This window comes from Achromobacter sp. GbtcB20 (assembly GCF_019091095.1).
In the GTDB taxonomy this organism is placed as follows: Bacteria; Pseudomonadota; Gammaproteobacteria; order Burkholderiales; family Burkholderiaceae_B; genus Achromobacter; species Achromobacter mucicolens.
Genome location: NZ_JAGXJZ010000008.1, coordinates 82,074 through 102,120 on the forward strand (window position 1 = coordinate 82,074; position 20,047 = coordinate 102,120).

At 67.2% G+C, this 20,047-nt stretch carries 19 protein-coding genes; 11 read left to right on the top strand and 8 right to left on the bottom strand.

The features are described from left to right. The first annotated feature begins 121 nt into the window (after nt 1–121). From KVT32_RS12845 to KVT32_RS12855, 4 genes are all read left to right on the top strand, one after another. Nucleotides 122–1,246 carry a D-alanyl-lipoteichoic acid biosynthesis protein DltD gene (locus KVT32_RS12845; RefSeq protein ID WP_056326679.1) on the top strand — a complete coding sequence of 375 codons (1,125 nt, stop codon included), beginning with the start codon at nt 122–124 and terminating at the stop codon, nt 1,244–1,246. Next, a complete protein-coding gene (locus KVT32_RS32485) occupies nt 1,243–1,368 on the top strand; it encodes a hypothetical protein (RefSeq protein WP_255357224.1) in 126 nt (41 codons plus the stop codon). The genes KVT32_RS12845 and KVT32_RS32485 overlap by 4 nt, the downstream gene beginning before the upstream one ends. An 83-nt stretch (nt 1,369–1,451) precedes the next feature. Further along, nucleotides 1,452–2,927 (top strand): inorganic phosphate transporter, encoded by a 1,476-nt coding sequence (locus KVT32_RS12850; RefSeq protein WP_152382285.1) that lies wholly within the window; start codon nt 1,452–1,454, stop codon nt 2,925–2,927. 98 nt (nt 2,928–3,025) lie between these two features. Further along, nucleotides 3,026–3,682, top strand: a complete 657-nt coding sequence (locus tag KVT32_RS12855; protein ID WP_180098090.1) for a DsbA family protein — start codon at nt 3,026–3,028, stop codon at nt 3,680–3,682. Between the two features lie 15 nt (nt 3,683–3,697). Here KVT32_RS12855 and KVT32_RS12860 read toward each other — a convergent pair whose 3' ends face one another. The 4 genes from KVT32_RS12860 to KVT32_RS12875 all read right to left on the bottom strand — a co-directional run bounded on the left by KVT32_RS12860 (nt 3,698) and on the right by KVT32_RS12875 (nt 6,103). Then, a complete protein-coding gene (locus tag KVT32_RS12860; protein ID WP_152382287.1) occupies nt 3,698–4,045 on the bottom strand; it encodes an AzlD domain-containing protein in 348 nt (115 codons plus the stop codon). Continuing rightward, on the bottom strand, nt 4,042–4,764 hold the full coding sequence (locus KVT32_RS12865) for an AzlC family ABC transporter permease (protein WP_227741284.1): 723 nt from the start codon (nt 4,762–4,764) through the stop codon (nt 4,042–4,044). The genes KVT32_RS12860 and KVT32_RS12865 overlap by 4 nt, the downstream gene beginning before the upstream one ends. Before the next feature lie 80 nt (nt 4,765–4,844). Continuing rightward, a complete protein-coding gene (locus tag KVT32_RS12870; RefSeq protein ID WP_056326673.1) occupies nt 4,845–5,159 on the bottom strand; it encodes a chaperone modulator CbpM in 315 nt (104 codons plus the stop codon). Between the two features lie 2 nt (nt 5,160–5,161). Next, nucleotides 5,162–6,103, bottom strand: coding sequence for a DnaJ C-terminal domain-containing protein (locus tag KVT32_RS12875; protein ID WP_152385315.1), 942 nt, complete (start codon nt 6,101–6,103; stop codon nt 5,162–5,164). Nucleotides 6,104–6,265: 162 nt separating this feature from the next. Between KVT32_RS12875 and KVT32_RS12880 the strand changes: the two genes are divergently transcribed. From KVT32_RS12880 to fabI, 7 genes are all read left to right on the top strand, one after another. After that, complete coding sequence (locus KVT32_RS12880) at nt 6,266–6,751, top strand: GNAT family N-acetyltransferase (RefSeq protein WP_062838773.1); 486 nt, start codon at nt 6,266–6,268, stop codon at nt 6,749–6,751. Nucleotides 6,752–6,812: 61 nt separating this feature from the next. Continuing rightward, entirely contained in the window at nt 6,813–7,142 is a 330-nt protein-coding gene (locus tag KVT32_RS12885) for a DHCW motif cupin fold protein (protein WP_056326667.1), read from the top strand. A 103-nt stretch (nt 7,143–7,245) separates the two neighbouring features. Next, a complete protein-coding gene (gene yfcF, locus KVT32_RS12890; protein WP_062838772.1) occupies nt 7,246–7,878 on the top strand; it encodes a glutathione transferase in 633 nt (210 codons plus the stop codon). 177 nt (nt 7,879–8,055) lie between these two features. Further along, nucleotides 8,056–10,611, top strand: a complete 2,556-nt coding sequence (locus KVT32_RS12895) for a DUF3141 domain-containing protein (RefSeq protein WP_217618320.1) — start codon at nt 8,056–8,058, stop codon at nt 10,609–10,611. A 5-nt stretch (nt 10,612–10,616) separates the two neighbouring features. After that, nucleotides 10,617–11,561 (top strand): phosphate acetyltransferase, encoded by a 945-nt coding sequence (locus KVT32_RS12900; RefSeq protein WP_142053806.1) that lies wholly within the window; start codon nt 10,617–10,619, stop codon nt 11,559–11,561. A 72-nt stretch (nt 11,562–11,633) separates the two neighbouring features. Next, nucleotides 11,634–12,818, top strand: a complete 1,185-nt coding sequence (locus tag KVT32_RS12905; RefSeq protein ID WP_217618321.1) for an acetate/propionate family kinase — start codon at nt 11,634–11,636, stop codon at nt 12,816–12,818. Beyond that, nucleotides 12,815–13,588 carry an enoyl-ACP reductase FabI gene (gene fabI, locus KVT32_RS12910; protein ID WP_056326656.1) on the top strand — a complete coding sequence of 258 codons (774 nt, stop codon included), beginning with the start codon at nt 12,815–12,817 and terminating at the stop codon, nt 13,586–13,588. Before KVT32_RS12905 ends, fabI begins: the two co-directional genes overlap by 4 nt. Before the next feature lie 99 nt (nt 13,589–13,687). Here the strand turns inward: fabI and KVT32_RS12915 are convergent, their stop codons facing one another. From KVT32_RS12915 to tkt, 4 genes are all read right to left on the bottom strand, one after another. Next, on the bottom strand, nt 13,688–15,376 hold the full coding sequence (locus tag KVT32_RS12915; protein WP_217618322.1) for a SulP family inorganic anion transporter: 1,689 nt from the start codon (nt 15,374–15,376) through the stop codon (nt 13,688–13,690). Nucleotides 15,377–15,523: 147 nt separating this feature from the next. Continuing rightward, nucleotides 15,524–16,720 carry a phosphoglycerate kinase gene (locus KVT32_RS12920; protein WP_063953232.1) on the bottom strand — a complete coding sequence of 399 codons (1,197 nt, stop codon included), beginning with the start codon at nt 16,718–16,720 and terminating at the stop codon, nt 15,524–15,526. Nucleotides 16,721–16,813: 93 nt separating this feature from the next. Next, on the bottom strand, nt 16,814–17,824 hold the full coding sequence (gene gap / locus KVT32_RS12925; RefSeq protein ID WP_056326654.1) for a type I glyceraldehyde-3-phosphate dehydrogenase: 1,011 nt from the start codon (nt 17,822–17,824) through the stop codon (nt 16,814–16,816). Nucleotides 17,825–17,839: 15 nt separating this feature from the next. Continuing rightward, complete coding sequence (gene tkt, locus KVT32_RS12930) at nt 17,840–19,876, bottom strand: transketolase (RefSeq protein WP_179689901.1); 2,037 nt, start codon at nt 19,874–19,876, stop codon at nt 17,840–17,842. Between the last annotated feature and the right edge of the window lie 171 nt (nt 19,877–20,047).

Consider the following 20,047-nt stretch of genomic DNA (forward strand, 5'->3'; position numbering starts at 1 on the left):
CAAAAAGGGGAAACCGCCCGCCGCCCAGGGTTTCCCGCGCTTGTTCGCGTCATGGGCGCTGGATAACATCCGCTAACAATCCCGGCCCAATATCGCGGCGCGGCGCATTTTCAGGTTTTCCATGTTCACACGCACTCTCCGGCAGCACGCGCTTGCCGCGGCGCTGGCCCTGTCCGCCGCGGCCGTGGCCGGCTGGGCGGCCCTGCACACGCTGGCCTTGAAGACCGAACCGGTGCCCGCCGCCGCGCCGGGCCTCTACATTCCCAACCTGGGCAATACGCTGGACGAGCAGACGCGCAACCTGTCGCGGCTCAGCCAGGCACTGCGCACGGGCGACCGGCTGGTGATCCTGGGCTCGTCGGAGCTCACCAGCAACGACCTGCGCTTCGTGCCATACCGCTTCCTGGCCGATGAACTGCAGATGCCCGTACTGGCATACGGTCATTCGGGTTTTCAGTCGCTGGGCATGCAGTTCGTGCTGGCGGCGCTGGCCGACGACCTGTCGCCGGCCTCGCGCGTGGTGGTGATGTTGTCGCCCGGCTGGTTTGATGGCGACGGCGGACTGGGACCGGACGAATTCAAGGAACACGCCAACCCGTTGTTGCCGCGCCTGCTGCGCCAGCCCGATGGCCGGACCGAGGTCATGCGCTGGCTGGACGCCAAGGCGGACGCGGGCGTGTACTGGTCGATGGCGGCCGAACAGGCGTACGTGTTCCGCCAACGCCTGGCGGGCCTGTGGGCGCCGGCGTATGCCGCGCCCGCCCCCGAACCGGAGCGCGAGGGCCCGGCGATGGCGGCCCGCGTCGTGGATTGGGACGCGCTGGCCGCCGAAGCCCAGGCCGCCGAACAGGCGCTGATGACGGACAACCGCTATGCCGTGCGTGACGAATTTTTCAACAAGTATTTGCGCACCATCCCCGCCGGCGGCAAGACCGCCTACCAGCCGCAACCCCTGACCGGGCGCGACGAACTGCGCGAACTGGCCGCCCTGATGGCGCTGCTGCGCCAGCACGAGGTCAATGCGCTGTTCGTCATGCAGCCCCTGCACCCCATGGTCTTCAAGGACCTGGACCGGTTCGACCCGATCCAGCGTCAGGTCGCGGGCCTGTGCCAGACCTACGCGATGACCTGCATGGATATGTATGACGCGCCCTTCGAGGTGGGCACGCTGCGCGACGTGCAGCATCTGGGCGAGCTGGGCTGGCTCCGCGTCAATCAGAAGATCGCCGAGGTATTCCGCCCATGAAACGGACACTCTGGCTCTGCCTGCTGTATCTCGGCATCCTGGCCGTGATGGTCATCCAGGCGGATACCTCCGCCAATCTGGGCAAACCCATGGAGATCGAATTCCAATATTCGAAGTTCTAAGATTTGGGGGCCGCTTCATTCAGGGACAGGTCATAAATCTGCAATAATCGGGGCATTCTCGCCGGAACCTCGCCCCCTCCCCCATGTTCGACCTCTTCCACGGCCTAGACCTTTGGGTTGGCCTCAGTCTTGTGCTGGCCCTGACATTCGTCCTGGCCTTCGAATTCATCAACGGCTTTCATGACACGGCGAACGCCGTGGCAACCGTCATCTACACCAAGGCCATGCCGCCCCACCTGGCGGTGGTCCTGTCCGGCATCTTCAACTTTCTGGGCGTGTTGCTGGGCGGCGTGGGCGTCGCCTACGCCATCGTCCATCTGCTGCCCGTCGAACTGCTGATCAATGTCGATACCGGCCGCGGGCTTGCGATGGTGTTCGCCATGCTGGCGGCGGCCATCGCCTGGAACCTGGGCACCTGGTACTTCGGCATTCCCGCCTCCAGCTCGCACACGCTGATCGGCTCGATCCTGGGCGTGGGCCTGGCCAATGCGCTCATCACCGACCTGCCGCTGGGCGAAGGGGTGAACTGGGGCAAAGCCATCGACATCGGCATGTCGCTGGTCGCCTCGCCCATCGCCGGCTTTGCCGTGGCCGGCTTGCTGCTGCTGGCGCTCAAGCGCTGGCTGCCGCTGTCCAAGATGCACAAGACGCCCGAACAGCGCCGCGCCATCGACAACAAGAAGCACCCGCCATTCTGGAACCGCCTGGTGCTGGTCCTGTCGGCCATGGGCGTGAGCTTCGTGCACGGCTCGAACGACGGGCAGAAGGGCATCGGCCTCATCATGCTGGTGCTGATCGGCATCGTGCCCGCCAATTTCGTGCTGGACACCCACAGCACCACCTACCAGATCGAACGCACGCGCGACGCGGCCAACCACCTGCTGGTGTTCTACCAGCGCAACGAGGCGCTGCTGGGCGACTACCTGTCGCTGCGCCGCGCCGACATGCAGGAAGAACTGCCGGCCAACTTCCGCTGCGATCCCACGCTGACCGTGCCGACCATCATGGCGCTGCAAAAAGACCTGCACGGCGTGTCCAACTACGCCGACCTGTCCGCGCAGAAGCGCATCGACGTGCGCCGTTACCTGCTGTGCCTGGACGACACCGCCAAGAAGGTGGCCCGCCTGGAAGGGCTGCCCGCCCGCGAGGCCGCCGACCTGCAACGGCTGCGCGCGGACCTGACCGCCACCACCGAGTACGCGCCCCTGTGGGTAATCGTGGCCGTGGCGCTGGCGCTCGGCGCGGGCACCATGGTCGGCTGGCGCCGCGTGGTGCTGACCGTGGGAGAAAAGATCGGCAAGCAAGGCATGACGTACGCGCAAGGCATGTCGGCGCAGCTGACCGCCGTGGGCGCCATCGGGCTGGCCAACGTCTTCAGCCTGCCGGTGTCGACGACCCACGTGCTGTCCTCCGGCGTGGCGGGCACCATGATCGCCAACAAGTCCGGACTGCAGGGCAACACCGTGCGCAACATTCTGCTGGCGTGGGTGCTGACCCTGCCCGCCTCGATGCTGCTGGCCGCCGGCCTTTTCTGGATCGGCGTGCAGTTCACCGGCTGATGAAACCCGGCCGTGCAGGCAATCTGCACGGCCGCTGCAACACTCTGGGTACTGCGCAGGCCTATGCGCCCGCGCCCCGCGCCGTCTACGATGGCGCCATGACTACCGCCTCCCCCACCCTGCATTACATCTTCGATCCGCTTTGCGGCTGGTGCTATGGCGCCGCGCCGCTGGTGGAGGCCGCCCGCGGCATCGCGGGCCTTCACATCGAGCCCCATGGCGGCGGCATGATGACGGGCAGCAACCGCCAGCCGGTCACCGACGCCCTGCGCCGTTATGTCATGCCGCACGACGAACGCATCGCCGGCCTGACGGGCCAGCCGTTCGGCAAGGACTACTTCGACGGTCTGCTACGCGACACCGGCGCCGTGTTCGATTCGGAACCGCCCACCACCGCCATCCTGGCCGCGCAAACCTTGGCCGGCCGCGGCCTGGACCTGCTGCGCCGCCTCCAACGCGCGCATTACGTTCAAGGCCTGCGCATCGCCGACCCCGCCGTGCTGCGCGCGCTGGCTGCAGATATCGGCCTGGACGCCGGCGCCTTCGACGCCGCCTACGCCAAGGCCGAGGGCGACGAGACGGCCGCGCATATTGCCGCCAGCCGCCGATTGCTGGCGCAGGTGGGCGGCACGGGTTTTCCGACGCTGGCGCTGGAGCGCGAAGGCGTGTTCACGCTGCTCGAACCCAGCCGCTATCTGGGCCGCCCCGACGCATGGCGCGATCATCTGCAAACGCGCATCCAGGGCGGCGCCTGACGCCTCGCGCGCTTACTAGGCCGCCAAGGCCAGCAATACCCCGTACCCGCCCATGCCGAGCAGCACCGCGACGCCCGTATTGCTGACCAGGCGCGCGGCAACGCCGGTAACTGCCAGCCCGCCCACGTACGGCGCGATGCGGGCCGCCTCGTCCGCCGCCCCCAGCAGATCGGGCACGATGACGGCGGCCGCGATGCCCGCGAGCAGCGACGGACCCAGCGCGGACAACGCCGAGCCTTCGCGGGACAGCCGCCGCAGCAGCCGGCTGCGCTCGGACAGCATGAAAGGCAGCGCGCGCGTGAGGTACGTGATGACCGCCATCGCGATGACGGCGCCCCAGAATTCCAAGCCATGGGTGTTCATGCGGGCCTCTTCATGCGATAGGCGGCGCAGCCGATAACCGCGCCGGCCAGGATGGCAAGGCTGGTGTATCCCAGCGCGGCAATCAGCCCGGCCCCGCCCACGGCGGCCAGGATGGGCCATCCCATGCCGCGCCGCGCGCTCTGGCACACCAGCGCCATGAACAGCGCCGGCAGCGCAAAACGCATGACCTGCGAAAGCATCGGATAGTGTTTCTCCAGGCCATCGCCGGCGTACACGCCCACGGCCGTGCCGGCGATCCAGGTCAGCCATGCGCCCAGGCCCAGCGCAATCATCCACCCCTGGCGGCGGCCGGGTTCGACGGCCTGCAGGCGGTTGAAGGCGGTGGCAAAGACTTCGTCGGTCAGCAGGAAGGCGACCTTCAGGCGATCGCGCAGCGCCGCGGGCAGGAAGCGGGACAGCAGCGGGCCGTAGAGCAGGTGCCGCGCGTTCAGCAGCGAGCACAGCGCCACCACCCAGAGCCAGGGCGTTCCCGCCTTGATGGAGGCCAGCAACAGGAATTGGCTGGCGCCGGCGTAGACCAGCACGGAAATCAGGACGACCTGCAGCGGCGTCAGGCCGGCCGCGACGCCGGCAATACCGAAGGTCACGGCCACCGGAAAGTAGCCGATCATGACCGGCAGACACGATTTCAGTCCATCGATGCGCGCGCTGCCAGACGGGGCGCGCGCGGCGTCGGGGGGAGTCTCCAAGGCGCTCATTGCTTCTACGTAGTGCGGCAGGCGCCCATTTTACCTATCGCCGCACGCGCGCTATCGCGTGGCCCGCGTGGCCCGCGCGCTCAGGGCATCGCCCCCAACGCCCGCAGTTGCGACTTCAGCCGGCGCACCTCCTGGCTCAGGTCCAGGATGAGGGCCACGGCGTCCAGGCCCGCGCCAAAGTCGTGCTCGAGCCGGCGCGCGTGCAGGGCGCGCTGCAGGTCCACGCTGTAGAAGCGCCATTCCGAGGGGCCGCTGCCGCTGGCGTTGACGATGCCGACCTCGACCAGCTGGGCCACCCATTCCACTTCGGCGCCGCAGGCGCGGGCCAGGTCGTCGGCGCTGAGCGGCTGCGACTTGCCCACGACGGTGGCGCTGGTGATCACTATCTTTTTCATGCTCAGACCCCCAGGTTGCGGCGCGGGTTGAAGGGCAGGTCCTGCTGCAGCTTGCGGTAGGCGGCCTTGGCGGCGTCGCTGTCGGCGGGCGGCAGCACCAGGTCAAGGACCAGGTACAGGTCGCCCGGCGGATCGCCCGGAATGCCGCGTCCGCGCAGCCGCAGCTTGCGGCCGGTGCCGGAACCGGGGGGGACGGACACTTCGACCGTGCCGCCCGGCGTGGGCGCCTTGACGCTGGCGCCCAGCGCGGCTTCCCAGGGCGCGACCGGCAGCGTCATGTAGAGATCGCGCCCTTCGGCGCGGTAGCGCGGATGCGGCTTGAAGCGCACCTCCAGATACAGGTCGCCGTTGTCGCCGCCGCCGTAGCCCGGCATGCCCTGCCCCGCCAGCCGGATGTACTGGCCTTCGCGCACGCCTGCCGGAATCTTGACGCTGAGCGTGCGGCTTTGCATGTGCGCGCGGCCCTGGTCGTCCATCTGCATGGAACGCAGGCTGATGTCGCGCGTGGCGCCCTTGATCGCGTCTTCCAGGTCGACCTCGATCGCGGCGTGGTGGTCCTCGCCGCGCGCGCGGAACTCCTGTTGCCGCGCGCCATGCCGGCCGCCCCGCCCACCAAAGAGCGACGAAAAGAACTCGCTGAATTGCGCCTCGTCGCCGGGCGCCGCGCCGCGGTGGAACTCGAAGCCTTCGTCCCAGCCGGGCGGAGGCTGGAAGCCGCCGCCGGGCGACACGCCTGCCGCGAGATTGTCGTAGGCCTGGCGCTTTTCGGCGTCGCGCAGCACGTCGTACGCTTCGTTCACGTCGCGCATGCGGGTTTCGGCGTCGCTTTCCTTGCTGACGTCGGGGTGATATTTGCGGGCGAGCTTGCGGTACGCCTTGCGGATGTCGTCGTCGGACGCGCCCTGTTCCACCCCGAGAATGCTGTAGTAGTCCTTGAACTCCATGTTCCAGCTCACGTAGAGGGTTGAGGCCGCGTCCGGCACAGCCGGATCCGGCCTTGAATAGCCAGAAGATAGGGGTTATGGACCGATTTTTCAATGCGATTGCGCAGTTGGCGGCCAGGCGCATAATGGTCGGTTTGCGCGGCTTATCCCAAAGGACCGATCGTGCTGGAAATCATCGACGCCGACTTCAACGACCCTGACCACGGCCGCCAGGTGCTGGCCATGCTGAACGAATACGCCAGCGGCCCCATGGGCGGCAATACGCCCTTGCCGGCCCATGCGCAGGCCAACCTGATCCCCGAGCTTGCCCGCCGCCCGACCGTGCGCGCGTTGCTGGCGCGCATCGACGGCCAGGCCGCCGGCGTCGCAATCTACGTGGAAGGCTTCTCCACCTTTGCCTGCCGCCCGCTGCTGAACCTGCACGACCTGGCGGTGTCGCCGCGGTTTCAGGGCCAGGGCGTGGGCAAGGCGCTGCTTGCGGCGCTGGAGGATCGCGCCCGCCAGATGGATTGCTGCAAGATCACGCTGGAAGTGCTGGAGGGCAACACCGTCGCCCAGGGCCTTTACCGCAAGCTGGGCTTCGAGGGCTATGCGCTGGACGACGCGACCGGCCGCGCCATGTTCTGGCAGAAAAAGCTGGCCGCCTGAATGGCGTAGTATGTGTTTTTTGCCCCGGATTCGGGGGCGGACCGACCCTTCAGGAATCACGATGAAGATGAGCAACATCCCCTTCGGCACCACCGACTGGTCCGAAGTGGAACGCACCGAACACGCCGGCGATACCGGCATGGCTTACTGGCGGACCCGCCATTTCGGCGACCTGCGCGTGCGCATGGTGGAATACACCCCCGGATACCTGGCTGACCACTGGTGCACCAAGGGCCACATTCTGTTCTGCCTGGAAGGCGAACTGCACACCGAACTGGAAGACGGCCGCCAGTTCGTCCTGACGCCCGGCATGAGCTATCAGGTCGCCGATCAGGCCGAACCGCACCGCTCGTCCACCGCAACCGGCGCCAAGCTCTTCATCGTCGACTGACGCGCCCGCGCGACACGCCTGTATTGCACTTGCGTTACGCTTTGCAAACCAGACGCCGCGCGCAGCCTGACCATTCGTTACCCCGCCTGACCGGAGACAAGCTTTGGGCGCCCCGATTACGCTATACGTCGATTCCCTGTTTCTCAGCCCGTACGCCATGTCGGTCTACGTGGCGCTGACCGAAAAGCAGTTGCCTTTCGAAGTGCGCCCCATCGACCTGAGCGCCGGCGAACAGCGCATGCAGCCCTTCCAGTGCCGCGCGCTCACGGCCCGGGTGCCGGCCTTGACGCATGCGGACTTCAACCTGACCGAATCCAGCGTCATCGCCGAATACCTGGACGAAGCCTTCCCCGCGCCCGGCCACGCAGCCCTGTTTCCGTCCGGCATCCACGAACGCGCACGCGCCCGCCAATTGCAGGCCTGGCTGCGCAGCGACCTGGCCGCCCTGCGCCAGGAACGCCCCACCGAAACCGTGTTCTACGGCGAAACAGGCCAGCCGCTTTCCGACGCCGCCCATGCCGCCGCCGCCAAGCTGATCCAGGTGGCCAACCACCTGATCGGCGTTGACCAGACGACGCTGTTCGATGCGTGGTGCATCGCCGATACCGATCTGGCGGTCATGCTCAAGCGCCTTGCGCATGACGATCTGCCCGACACGCTGCGCGCCTACGCCGATGCGCAGTGGCAGCGGCCCGCCGTCCAGAAATGGCTGGAACACAACGCCGCCGCGCGTTGAACTGATCCCTGCCCCAGGGCGGCGCTTCGTCCTGCTGCCCCGATTGACCTGCCGCAAACGCTCCGATGTTGCACCGCACCATCCATTGCGGTGTAATGGGGAGGTCAATTCCGCCGGTTCCACTGGGGACCGGCTTGGCGGCCATTTGCCGCCGGCAGCTATTTACAGGAGATCGCCATGGCCGGATCCGGCACCGATCACACGCTTGCCCCGTCCTTGAACCCCTGGACGGCCGCCTATGAATACGCCGTCGATGCCTGGCAGCGCGGCGTGCTTTACGCCGATGTGATGCGCCAGCGCGGCAACCAGTACCACGATCACATGGCCAAGCGCGCGCCCAACGTGCTCAGCATGGAATTCGAACTGGTGCTCGATGGCCGCGAGCTGCCCCGGCCGGTCAATTACGGCCTCTTGCGGATCAAGCCGCCCGCCGGCGTCGAAACGGACCCGATCAAACGCCCCTTCCTGGTGGTGGACCCGCGCGCCGGCCACGGGCCGGGCATTGGCGGTTTCAAGCCGGAAAGCGAGATCGGCGTGGCCGTGCGTGCCGGGCACCCCTGCTACTTCGCGACCTTCCTGCCGCAACCCATGCCCACGCAGACCGTCGAAGACGTGATGATGGCCGAGGCCCGCTTCCTGGAAGAGATCATCGCGTTGCACCCGGATGCCGAGGGCAAGCCCGTCGTCGTGGCCAATTGCCAGGCGGGCTGGCAGATCATGATGACCGCGGCGGTGCGCCCTGAACTCTTCGGCCCCATCATCGTCGCGGGCGCGCCCTTGTCGTACTGGGCGGGCTGGCGCGGCATGAATCCCATGCGTTATGCCGGCGGCCTGTTGGGCGGCAGTTGGCTGACGGCCATGACCAGCGATCTGGGCAACGGCAAGTTCGACGGCGCCTGGCTGGTGCAGAACTTCGAGAACCTGAATCCGGCCAACACCCTGTGGTCCAAGCAGTACAACCTCTACGCCAACGTCGACACCGAGGCCAGCCGCTACCTGAGCTTCGAGAAATGGTGGGGCGGCCACGTGTTCCTGAATGGCCCCGAGATCCAGTACATCGTCGACAACCTCTTCGTGGGCAACCGCCTGGCGACCGCGGGTCTGGTGACCTCCGACGGCATCCGCATCGACCTGCGCAACATCCGCTCGCCCATCGTGGTGTTCTGCTCGAAGGGCGACAACATCACCCCGCCGCCGCAGGCGCTGGGCTGGATTCCCGACCTGTACCAGAACGAGGCCGAAGTCCTGGCCCACGGCCAGACCATCGTCTACGCCATCCACGAAAGCATTGGCCACCTGGGCATCTTCGTGTCCGGCAGCGTGGCCCGCAAAGAGCACCAGGAGTTCACCTCCAACATCGACATGATCGATGTGCTGCCGCCCGGCATCTACCAGGCCGAAATCGCCGACAAGACGCCGGACACGCCCAACGCCGACCTGGCTTACGGCAACTACGTGCTGTCGTTCGAACAGCGCAAGCTGGACGACGTGCGCGCCATCGTCGACCGCAAGGAAGAGGACGACCAGCGCTTTGCCGCGGTGGCCCGTATCTCCGACATCAACCTGGGCATGTACCGCAGCTTCGTGCAGCCCTGGCTGCGCGCCCTGGTCACGCCGCAGTCTGCCGAATGGATGCAGCGCATGCACCCGCTGCGCCTGCCCTACGAACTGATCTCCGACCGCAACCCGGTCGTCGCGCCCATCGCCAAGGTAGCCGAACAGGTGCGCGAGAACCGCAAGCAGGCCTCGCCCACGAATCCGTTCCTGGTCGCGCAGGAGATGTTCTCGAACATGATCGAGACCAGCCTGAACATCTGGCAGGAGCTGCGCGATTCGGCCGACGAACGGACCTTCATGAGCGTCTACGGTTCGCCCGTGGTGCAGGATCTGGCCGGCTTGGGCGCCAAGTCCGGCCCGCCGCGCAAGCATCCGGGCGTCTCGCCGGAGCATCGCCGCTTCATGGAAGAACGCGCCGCGGAACTGCGCTCGATGCTGCAGGAAGGCGGACTGCGCGTGGCGGCGATCCGGATGCTGCTGTACGTGTCGGGCGCCGAGGGCGGCCTGGACGAGCGCAGCTTCGCGCTGATCCGCAAGATGCGCGCCGAGGCCGACAACGCCCTGTCGCTGGAGGAATTCAAGGACGTCATCCGCGAGCAGGCGCTGATGATGACGCTGGATTCGACCGCTGCCATCCAGGCCATGCCGCACTTGCTTGACGGCTCGTCGGCTGCCGAGATCCGCGCCGGTCTGGACGCCATGAAGGGCGTGCTGGAAGCGGCCGAACCGCTGAGCGACGCGGCGCGCGAAAGCCTGAACGAAATGGTGCGCATCTTCGAAGCGGCCGAGCGCCGCGCGCAGCGCCGCGAACAGGGCCAGAAAGCCGAGCCCTCGCGCGGCGCCGGAAACGCGAAGCTGGATGATCCGGTCACCGACCTGGTCGACAAGGCCGCGCAGGTGCCCGGCAAGACCGCCCGGCCGCATCCCGATGCCGCGCGCAAGGCCGTGAATGCGGCGTCCGCGCCCAAGGCAGCGGGCAAGGCCGTCGCAAAGACTGCTGCAAAAGCCGCCTCTAAGGCCGCCCCTAAAACCGCCCCTAAGGCCGCCTCTCAAGCCGCCAGGACGCCCGCCAAGCAGGCTACCAAGCCGGCCGCTCCCGCCACGAAAGCCGCGTCCAACGCCGCCAAGTCGCCCGCCAAGCGCGCGGCTGCCGCCCGTCAACCCGCCAAGGCCTGACAACCATGAGCCTCCCGACGTCCACGCACTACGACAAACTCATCGCACGCGCGCAGACGCTTGAACCGGCCGCGTGCGCCATCGCCCACCCGTGCGACGAGCCCTCGTTGTCCGCGGCGCTGGAAGCGCGCGACCTGGGCCTCTTGCGGCCCATCCTGGTCGGGCCGGAAGGCAAGATCCGCGACACGGCCGCACAGTTCAACCTGCACCTGGGCGATGCCCGCATCGTGGACGCGCCGCACAGCCATGCCGCCGCGGAAAAGGCGGTCGCGCTGGTGCGCAGCGGCGAGGCGTCGCTGCTGATGAAGGGCAGCCTGCACACCGACGAACTGATGCATGAGGTCGTGGCGCGCACGACGGGCCTGCGCAGCGGCCGGCGCATCAGCCATGTGTTCATCATGGAGGTACCGACCTATCCCGAGCCGCTTTTCATCACGGACGCGGCCATCAACATCTTTCCGGACCTGGAAACCAAGGCCGACATCATCCGCAACGTGATCGACCTGCATCTGGGACTGGGGCTGGGCGAACCGCGCGTGGCGATCCTGTCGGCGGTGGAACAGGTCACGCCCAGCATCCCCAGCACGATCGAGGCGGCTGCGCTGTGCAAGATGGCCGACCGCGGGCAGATCACCGGCGGCGTGCTGGACGGCCCGCTGGCGCTGGACAACGCCATCAGCCCGGAAGCCGCGCGCATCAAGGGCATCCGTTCGCCCGTGGCGGGCGTGGCGCAGGTGCTGATGGTGCCCGATCTGGAAGCCGGCAACATGCTGGCCAAGAATCTGACGTTTCTCGCCAATGCCGAAGCCGCCGGCATCGTGCTCGGGGCGCGCGTGCCGATCATCCTGACCAGCCGCGCCGACAGCCCGCGCTCGCGTCTTGCCTCGTGCGCGGTGGCGGCAATATACGCCCACCATCTTGCCCAGCAGCAGGCCAAACCGCTGGCCTGACGCCAGCTCCCTGCCCCCGGCCCGCCACCGCGGGCTTTCGCGCGATTTGTCCCAACATGGAAGCACACCGCCATGAGCGACACCATCCTCGTCATCAACGCCGGCAGTTCCAGCATCAAGTTCTACCTGTATGACATCGATGCCAGCCACCAGCTCGCGCCCCGGCTGGGCGGCCAGCTCGAAGGCATCGGCACCACGCATCCGCGCCTGCGGGTGCGCGACGCGGCGGGCGAGACGCTGGTCGAGCGCGACATTGCGCCTAGCCACGCGCCCGACGTGCCCAACGCGCAGGAGGTCGTGGGCACGTGGTTGAGCGGCCACCTGGGCGGCGCGCCACTGGCCGTGGGCCACCGCGTGGTGCACGGCGGGCCCGACCTGTCCGAGCCGGTGCTGATCGATGACGACATCCTGGCCAAGCTGGACACCTTCACGCCGCTGGCGCCGCTGCATCAGCCCAACAACCTGGCGCCGATCCGCGTCATCCGCGAACGCCGGCCCTGGATTCCGCAGGTAGCGTGCTTCGATACGGCATTTCACCGCAGCCATAGCGACGTGGCCGACCGCTATGCGCTGCCCGAGCGTCTGTACCTGGAAGGCGTGCGCCGCTACGGTTTTCATGGTCTGTCCTACGAGTACATCGCGCAGCGCCTGAAACAGGCGCTGCCGGACATCGCCATGGGCAAGATCGTCACCGCGCACCTCGGATCAGGCGTGTCGGCCTGCGCCATGCAGGCGGGCAAGAGCGTGGACAGCACCATGGGTTTCACGGCGCTGGAAGGCCTGCCGATGGGCACGCGCCCGGGCCGCCTGGACCCCGGCGTGGTGCTGTGGATGATGGAACAGGGCATGAGCCACGACGAGATCGAGCACCTGCTGTATCACGACTGCGGCATGAAGGGCCTGTCGGGTATCAGCAACGACATGCGCGAACTCCTGGCCAGCAATGCGCCGTCGGCCAAGCTGGCGTTGAAGTACTTCGCCTGGCGCGTGGCCGAAGGCATGATCGGCCTGGGCTGCGCGATGAACGGCATCGATGGCATCGTCTTCACTGCCGGCGTCGGCGAAAACTCCGCCGAGATCCGCCAGGCCATCAGCGAGCACTGGGGCTGGCTGGGCATCAAGCTGGACCCCGAACGCAACGCCCGCCACGGGCCGCGCATCTCCACCGACGACAGCCGCATCGGCGTCTACGTGGTGCGCACGAACGAAGAGCTCATCATTGCCCAACACACGCTTGCCCTCGTGAGGCAGCAATGAGCGCGCACCTGCCGCTGGCCGGCAAGCGCGGGCTGGTGACCGGCATCGCGAACGCCGACTCCATCGCGTGGGGCTGCGCCAAGGCGTTTCGCGCGATGGGCGCCGAACTGGCGGTGACCTACCTGAACGACAAGGCCCTGCCGCACGTGGCGCCGCTGGCGCAACAGGTGGACGCGCCCTTGCTGATGCCGCTGAACCTCTTGAACGACGGCGAGCTGGAGGCCGTCTTTGCCCGCATCACGGACGAATGGGGCGCGCTGGATTTCGTGCTGCACTCGGTGGCCTACGCGCCGCGCGAGGACCTGCACGGCCGTGTCACGGACTGCTCGCGGGCGGGCTTTCTGCAGGCGATGGACGTGTCATGCTGGTCCTTCATCCGCATGGCCAAGCTGGCCGAGCCGCTGATGCGCAATGGCGGCGCCCTCTTCTGCATGAGCTATTACGGCTCGCAGATGGTGGTCGAGCACTACAACATGATGGGTCCGGTCAAGGCCGCGCTGGAATCGGCCACGCGCTACCTGGCCGCCGAACTGGGCCCGCAGGGCATCCGCGTGCACGCGATTTCGCCGGGACCGCTGAAAACGCGCGCCGCGTCCGGCATTGCGGAATTCGACACCATGCTGGACCGCGCCCAGGCCAAGGCGCCCGCGCGCAGCCTGGTGTCGATTGACGACGTTGGCGAAGCGACCGCCTGGCTGGCCACCGATGCGGCGCGGCTGATGACGGGGCAGACGCTGTACATCGACGGCGGGTATCACATCATCGATTGAGGCGGGTCGCTGGCTTGCAAGGTGTCAGACACCCTGCGTGCGACATTCAGGCGCGCAGGTCATTTCTCCAGGGTGTCAGCCACCCTGGTCATTCGCAGGTCAGCCCAGCGTCGCCGGCCCGCCCTGGCGCCAGCGCTCGATGGCTTCCACCGCCTGTTCAGGACTGACGAAGATCCTGTCCGGCCCGATCTTCTTGACCAGCCCCGAGCGCTGCAGCGCCTCGCGGAACTTGCCGTGGCCGCCCGCGACCAGCAATAAGATGCCGCGTTCGTCCAAGATGCGTTTGAGTTCATACAACGCCTCGACGGCGTCGGCGTCGGCCTGGGTCATGGCTTCGGCGTCCAGCACGAACCAGCGCACGTCGCCCGCCTGTTCGATGATTTCGCGCGCGCGGCGCCGGAACGCGTCCGCATTGAAGAACCAGACCGAGGACTCGAACAGCCAGATCACGGCGCCCGGCACGGGCTGGGCCTGCGGATTCAGGTGCATCTTGCCCAGCACCGTCTCGCCGGGCAAGCGGCCCAGCAGCGCATCGCGGGGATTGCCGGACACATACATGGCGTAGAGCAGCGTTGCGCCCACGGAAACCGCGACGCCCTGCAGCACGCCGAACCCGACCACGCCCACGGCCGCCAGCACCCCGAACGCCAGTTCGATGCGCGAAATCCGCGCCAGCCGCTTGAACGCTTGCCAGTCGAACAGGCTGGCCGCGGCGAGCAGCAGGATGGCCGACAGCGCAAACTGCGGCAGCCAAAACAGCGGCTCGCTCAACAAGCCCACCACGACGGCCAGCGCGGCCGCCGCGCTGATGCTGACGAGCGGCGACGACCCGCCGGCCACCAGCCCGACCGCCGTGCGCGAATCGGCGCCCGTCACGACGTAGCCCTGGAACAAGCCCGCGGCCACATTGGCCGCGCCAAACCCCACCAGTTCGCGGTTCGGGTCGACGTGGTCGCCCGTGCGTGCCGCAAAGCTGCGCGCCGTCACGATGCCACTGGAAAAACTGACGACCAGCACCCCTGCCGCGCCCAGCAGGATGCCGTCCAAGCCTTCCAGGCTGACCGGCAGATGGAATGCCGGCAGCCCGGCCGGCACGTCGCCCACCACCGCGATGCCCATCGCCGGGAAATTGAACAGCCAGGAAAGCAGGCAGGTCGCGACCACCAGCAAAATGGGGCCGGGCCACGAAGGCCGCCAGCGTTTGATCGCCACCAGGAAGATGCACGAGGCCAGCCCCAGGAACAGCGTCGGCAGCCGGATTTCGGACAGCCGGTGGGACAGCTCCATGAACGGGTGGATCAGGCCGCTGTTGCGCAGGCCCACGCCCGTCAGGCCGCTCAGTTGCGACGTCGCCAGCGTGATCGCCACGCCGGCCATGTACCCGATCAGCACCGGCCGCGACAACAGGTTGGCAAGCACGCCCAGCCGCAGGACCCGGGCGATGAGGCAACCCACGCCAACGGTGAGCGCGATGCTGGTGGCGGCCTGCAGCCGCGCCTCGGGTGTGGTCAGCGCCATGCCGGTCAAGGTGGCGGCAATGAGGGTGCAGGTGGCGGTGTCGGGACCGACGATGAGGGTGCGCGACGAGCCGAAGAACGCGTAGGCAAGCATGCCCGCAATGGCGGCCCACAGCCCGGCAACGGGCGGCACTCCCATCATGGCGGAATAGGCCAGCCCCACCGGCAGCGCCACCGCGGCCACGCTAAAGCCCGCCGCGATGTCGCGCCGGGCCGAGTCGCGGGTGATGCCCTGGAAGTTGGCCAGGCCAGGAATGACGCGAAGGTTCATGGTGCAGCAGGACGACCTGAAAAAAGGACTCCCACACGACGCGGGACGACCACCAAGCCTAAACCAACTCACTCCAGGGCGGTGCAAGGTAAATCAATCCGGGTGTCTGACACCTGCCTGCCGTCAGACACCCGTCACACCGCCGGATCAACCCGCGGCGCGCGCTTGCAGCACCGCCACGGCGGGCAGGGTCTTGCCTTCCAGGAATTCCAGGAAGGCGCCGCCGCCGGTGGAGATGTAGCCGACCTGCTCGCCGATCTTGTACTTGGCGATGGCGGCCAGGGTGTCGCCGCCGCCAGCGATCGAGAAGCCTTCGGAGTCGGCGATCGCGCGGGCGACCACTTCCGTGCCATGGGCGAACTGGTCGAATTCGAACACGCCCACCGGACCGTTCCAGACAATGGTGCCGGCCTTCTTGAGGATCTCGGCCAGTTGCGCCGCGGTCTGCGGGCCGATGTCCAGGATCATGTCGTCGTCGGCCACGTCGGTGGCCGCCTTCACGGTGGCCTCGGCGTCGGCGCCGAACGACTTGGCGCACACCACGTCAACGGGAATCGGCACGGCCGCGCCGCGCTTTTTCATGATGTCGATGACGGCGCGGGCCTGCTCGACCTGGTCGGGCTCGGCCAGCGACTTGCCGATGGACAGGCCGGCGGCCAGCATGAACGTGTTGGCGATGCCACCGCCCACGACCAACTGGTCAACCTTGTCGGCCAGCGATTGCAGGATCGACAACTTGGTCGACACCTTGGAGCCGCCCACGATCGCGACCAGCGGACGCTTCGGTTCGTGCAGCGCGCGGCCCAGGGCATCCAGTTCGGCTTCCAGCAGCGGGCCGGCGCAGGCCACGGGGGCAAAGCGCGCGATGCCGTGCGTGGTGGCTTCAGCGCGATGCGCCGTGCCGAAGGCGTCGTTGACGTACACGTCGCACAGCGCGGCCATCTTCTTGGCAAGCGCCTCGTCGTCCTTCTTTTCGCCGACGTTCACGCGGCAGTTTTCCAGCAGCACGACCTGGCCGTGATCGACCTTCACGCCATCGACCCAATCGCGCACCAGCGGCACGGGCATGCCCAGCAGTTCGGACAGGCGCTGGCCGACCTTGGCAAGCGAATCGGCGTCAGTCAAGACGCCTTCTTTGGGGCGGCCCAGGTGGGACGTGACCATCACGGCGGCGCCGGCGTCCAGCGCCAGGCGGATGCCGGGCACCGAGGCGCGGATGCGGGTGTCTTCGCTGATGCGGCCGGCGTCATCGAACGGGACGTTCAGGTCGGCGCGGATGAACACACGCTTGCCGGACAGGGCGCCGGCCTTGGCCAGCGCGGACAGGGTTTGGACCTTGGACATAGTTGGATTCCTTCGGTAGGCGAACAAAGGGGACGAACCCATTTTCCGCAATGGCGGAAAACAAATCCGTCCCCTTATGGACTGGCGGCGTGCTTACTTGGCCGACATCAGCGCGACGGTAGTGTCGAGCATGCGGTTCGAGAAGCCCCACTCGTTGTCGTACCAGGACGAGACCTTGACCAGACGGCCCGAGACCTTGGTCAGCGACGCGTCAACGGTGCTGGAGGCCGGGTTGTGGTTGTAGTCGACCGAGACCAGGGGTTCGGTGTTGTAGTCCAGGATGCCCTTGAGCTCGCCTTCCGAGGCGGCCTTCAGGATGCCGTTCACTTCTTCGGCGGTCGTGTCGCGGCTGGCCACGAACGACAGGTCGACCAGCGACACGTTGATGGTCGGGACGCGGATGGCGTAGCCGTCCAGCTTGCCGTTCAGTTCCGGCAGGACCAGGCCCACGGCGGCGGCGGCGCCGGTCTTGGTGGGGATCATGCTCATCGTGGCCGAACGGGCGCGGCGCAGGTCTTCGTGATAGACGTCGGTCAGGACCTGGTCGTTCGTGTAGGCGTGAACGGTGGTCATCAGGCCGTTTTCCAGACCCAGCTTGTCGTTCAGCGGCTTGACCAGGGGGGCCAGGCAGTTGGTGGTGCACGACGCGTTGGAGATGACGGTGTCGGTCGACTTCAGCACGCCGTGGTTGACGCCGTAGACGATGGTGGCGTCGACATCCTTGCCGCCGGGGGCCGAGATGATGACTTTCTTGGCGCCGCCCTTGATGTGCGCGCCGGCCTTTTCCTTGGTGGTGAAAAAGCCCGTGCATTCCAGCACGACGTCGACCTTCAGGTCGCCCCACGGCAGTTCGGCCGGGTTGCGGTTGGCCAGCACGCGGATCTTGTCGCCGTTGACGACCATGAACTCGCCGTCGACTTCGACGGTGCCCGGGAACTTGCCGTGGGCGGTGTCGTAGCGCGTCAGGTGCGCGTTCGTCTTGGGATCGCCCAGGTCGTTGATGGCGACGATTTCGATATCGTGCTTCTTGCCACCTTCGTAGTGGGCACGCAGGATGTTGCGGCCGATGCGACCGTAACCGTTGATGGCGACGCGAATGGTCATGACTAAGCTCCTTTTTTACAAAACTTGCTTGACGGTCTCGGCCACCTTGTCGGCGGTCAGCCCGAAGAACTTGAACAGGGCGCCGGCCGGCGCGGACTCGCCGTAGCGGTCGATGCCGACCACGGCGCCTTCCAGGCCCACGTACTTGTGCCAGAAGGCGGTGACGCCGGCCTCGACGGCCACGCGCGGCAGGCCCTTGGGCAGCACGGATTGCTTCCAGGCGGCGTCCTGCTTGTCGAAGACGTCGGTGCTGGGCATGGAGACCACGCGCACGGCAATGCCTTCCTTGGCCAGCTGCGCCTGCGCGTCCAGCGCGATGGCGACTTCAGAGCCGGTGGCGATGATGACGGCGCGGGCGCCTTCGGCGTCGCGCAGCACGTAGCCGCCGCGGGCAATGGCGTCCACGGTGGCCGCGTCGCGCTGCACGAAGGGCAGGTTCTGGCGCGACAGCAAGAGGGCCGTCGGGCCGCCGTCATGCACGTCCATGCCGATGCTGGCCGGACGCGTCACGGCGGCGTTCCAGGCCACGGCGGTCTCGGCCGTATCGCAAGGACGCCACAGCGACAGGTTGGGGATGAGGCGCAGGCTGGCCGCGTGCTCGATCGACTGGTGGGTCGGGCCGTCTTCGCCCAGGCCGATGGAGTCGTGCGTGAACACGTGGACGACGCGCTGCTTCATCAGCGCGGCCATGCGGATGGCGTTGCGCGAGTAGTCCGAGAACGTGAGGAACGTGCCGCCGAACGGCAGGTAGCCGCCGTGCAGCGCGATGCCGTTCATGATGGCGGCCATGCCGAATTCGCGCACGCCGTAGTTGATGTGGCGGCCGAACTGGATGCCCTTGTCGCCGGCGCGGACGGCGCCAACGCCCTTCCAGTCGGTGAAGTTCGAGCCGGTCAGGTCGGCCGAGCCGCCCAGCATTTCCGGCAGCATCGGCGCCAGCGCGGCGATGGCGAATTGCGAGGCCTTGCGGGTGGCGACGGTCTCGCCCTTTTCCAGCGTGGCCGACAGGAAGGCCTTGAACTGGTCTGCGTAGCCCGCGGGCATCTCGCCCTTCATGCGGCGCGTGAATTCGGCGGCTTCGGCGGGGAATTCGGCGGCGTAGGCGTCAAAGCGCTTCTGCCATTCGCCCTGGGCTTCGGCGCCCTGCTTGCGGCCGTCCCAGCCGTCGTAGATGTCTTGCGGAATCTGGAAGGGTTCGGACGACCAGCCCAGCGCGGCGCGCGTGGCGGCGATTTCGTCCTTGCCCAGCGGCGCGCCGTGCACGTTGTGCGTGCCGGCCATGTTGGGCGAACCCTTGCCGATCACGGTGCGGCAGACGATCAGCGTGGGCTTGTCCGACTGCGCACGTGCGGCCTTGATGGCGGCGTCCACGGCAGCGACGTCATGGCCGTCCACGCCGCGGATGACGTTCCAGCCGTAGCCTTCGAAACGCTTGGCGGTGTCGTCGGCGAACCAGTGTTCGACATGGCCGTCGATGGAAATGCCGTTGTCGTCGTACAGCACGACCAGCTTGCCCAGCTTGAGCGTGCCGGCCAGCGAGCACACTTCATGCGAGATGCCTTCCATCAGGCAGCCGTCGCCGGTGAACGCGTAGGTGTGGTGATCGACGAGCGTGTGGCCCGGCTTGTTGAATTCGGCGGCGAGCAGCGCTTCAGCGAGCGCCATGCCCACGGCGTTGCCCAGACCCTGGCCCAGCGGACCGGTGGTCGTTTCCACGCCCGGGGTGATGCCCACTTCGGGGTGACCCGGCGTCTTGGAATGCAACTGGCGGAAATTCTTGAGTTCTTCGATCGGCAGGTCGTAGCCCGTCAGGTGCAGCAGGGCGTAGATCAGCATCGAACCGTGGCCGTTGGACAGCACGAAGCGGTCGCGGTTGGCCCAGGCGGGATCCTTGGGATTGTGGCGCAGGTTGCCGGCCCACAAGGCTTGGGCGATTTCCGCCATGCCCATGGGAGCACCCGGATGCCCGGAGTTCGCTTGTTGCACGGCATCCATCGCGAGGGCGCGGATGGCATCCGCCAAGGCAAGTTTAGGGGCGGTCGGATTGCTCATTCGGAAGGCTCTTTGAAACTGGCGCGTCTACGACAAGAAATAGGGCCAGTTGAGTAGGTTGCGAAGCAAGTGATTTTAGCATCAGGGGATTTCCCGGAGGCCATCGGCCGGATGCCCTATGTAATCGCGGGTTTCAGGGCGATCGGCAAGCAATGGTAGGCTACGCGTACT

Excerpts from the sequence above, each read along its gene's own strand:
- KVT32_RS12920 (WP_063953232.1), bottom strand. The coding sequence starts at position 16,720 with ATGTCCAAGGTCCAAACCCTGTCCGCGCTGGCCAAGGCCGGCGCCCTG.
- tkt (WP_179689901.1), bottom strand. The coding sequence starts at position 19,876 with ATGAGCAATCCGACCGCCCCTAAACTTGCCTTGGCGGATGCCATCCGC.
- KVT32_RS12865 (WP_227741284.1), bottom strand. The coding sequence starts at position 4,764 with ATGAGCGCCTTGGAGACTCCCCCCGACGCCGCGCGCGCCCCGTCTGGC.
- gap (WP_056326654.1), bottom strand. The coding sequence starts at position 17,824 with ATGACCATTCGCGTCGCCATCAACGGTTACGGTCGCATCGGCCGCAAC.
- KVT32_RS12875 (WP_152385315.1), bottom strand. The coding sequence starts at position 6,103 with ATGGAGTTCAAGGACTACTACAGCATTCTCGGGGTGGAACAGGGCGCG.
- KVT32_RS12900 (WP_142053806.1), top strand. The coding sequence starts at position 10,617 with ATGAGCCTCCCGACGTCCACGCACTACGACAAACTCATCGCACGCGCG.
- KVT32_RS32485 (WP_255357224.1), top strand. The coding sequence starts at position 1,243 with ATGAAACGGACACTCTGGCTCTGCCTGCTGTATCTCGGCATCCTGGCC.
- KVT32_RS12885 (WP_056326667.1), top strand. The coding sequence starts at position 6,813 with ATGAAGATGAGCAACATCCCCTTCGGCACCACCGACTGGTCCGAAGTG.
- KVT32_RS12850 (WP_152382285.1), top strand. The coding sequence starts at position 1,452 with ATGTTCGACCTCTTCCACGGCCTAGACCTTTGGGTTGGCCTCAGTCTT.
- KVT32_RS12895 (WP_217618320.1), top strand. The coding sequence starts at position 8,056 with ATGGCCGGATCCGGCACCGATCACACGCTTGCCCCGTCCTTGAACCCC.
- KVT32_RS12845 (WP_056326679.1), top strand. The coding sequence starts at position 122 with ATGTTCACACGCACTCTCCGGCAGCACGCGCTTGCCGCGGCGCTGGCC.
- KVT32_RS12915 (WP_217618322.1), bottom strand. The coding sequence starts at position 15,376 with ATGAACCTTCGCGTCATTCCTGGCCTGGCCAACTTCCAGGGCATCACC.
- KVT32_RS12855 (WP_180098090.1), top strand. The coding sequence starts at position 3,026 with ATGACTACCGCCTCCCCCACCCTGCATTACATCTTCGATCCGCTTTGC.
- KVT32_RS12860 (WP_152382287.1), bottom strand. The coding sequence starts at position 4,045 with ATGAACACCCATGGCTTGGAATTCTGGGGCGCCGTCATCGCGATGGCG.
- fabI (WP_056326656.1), top strand. The coding sequence starts at position 12,815 with ATGAGCGCGCACCTGCCGCTGGCCGGCAAGCGCGGGCTGGTGACCGGC.
- KVT32_RS12870 (WP_056326673.1), bottom strand. The coding sequence starts at position 5,159 with ATGAAAAAGATAGTGATCACCAGCGCCACCGTCGTGGGCAAGTCGCAG.
- KVT32_RS12905 (WP_217618321.1), top strand. The coding sequence starts at position 11,634 with ATGAGCGACACCATCCTCGTCATCAACGCCGGCAGTTCCAGCATCAAG.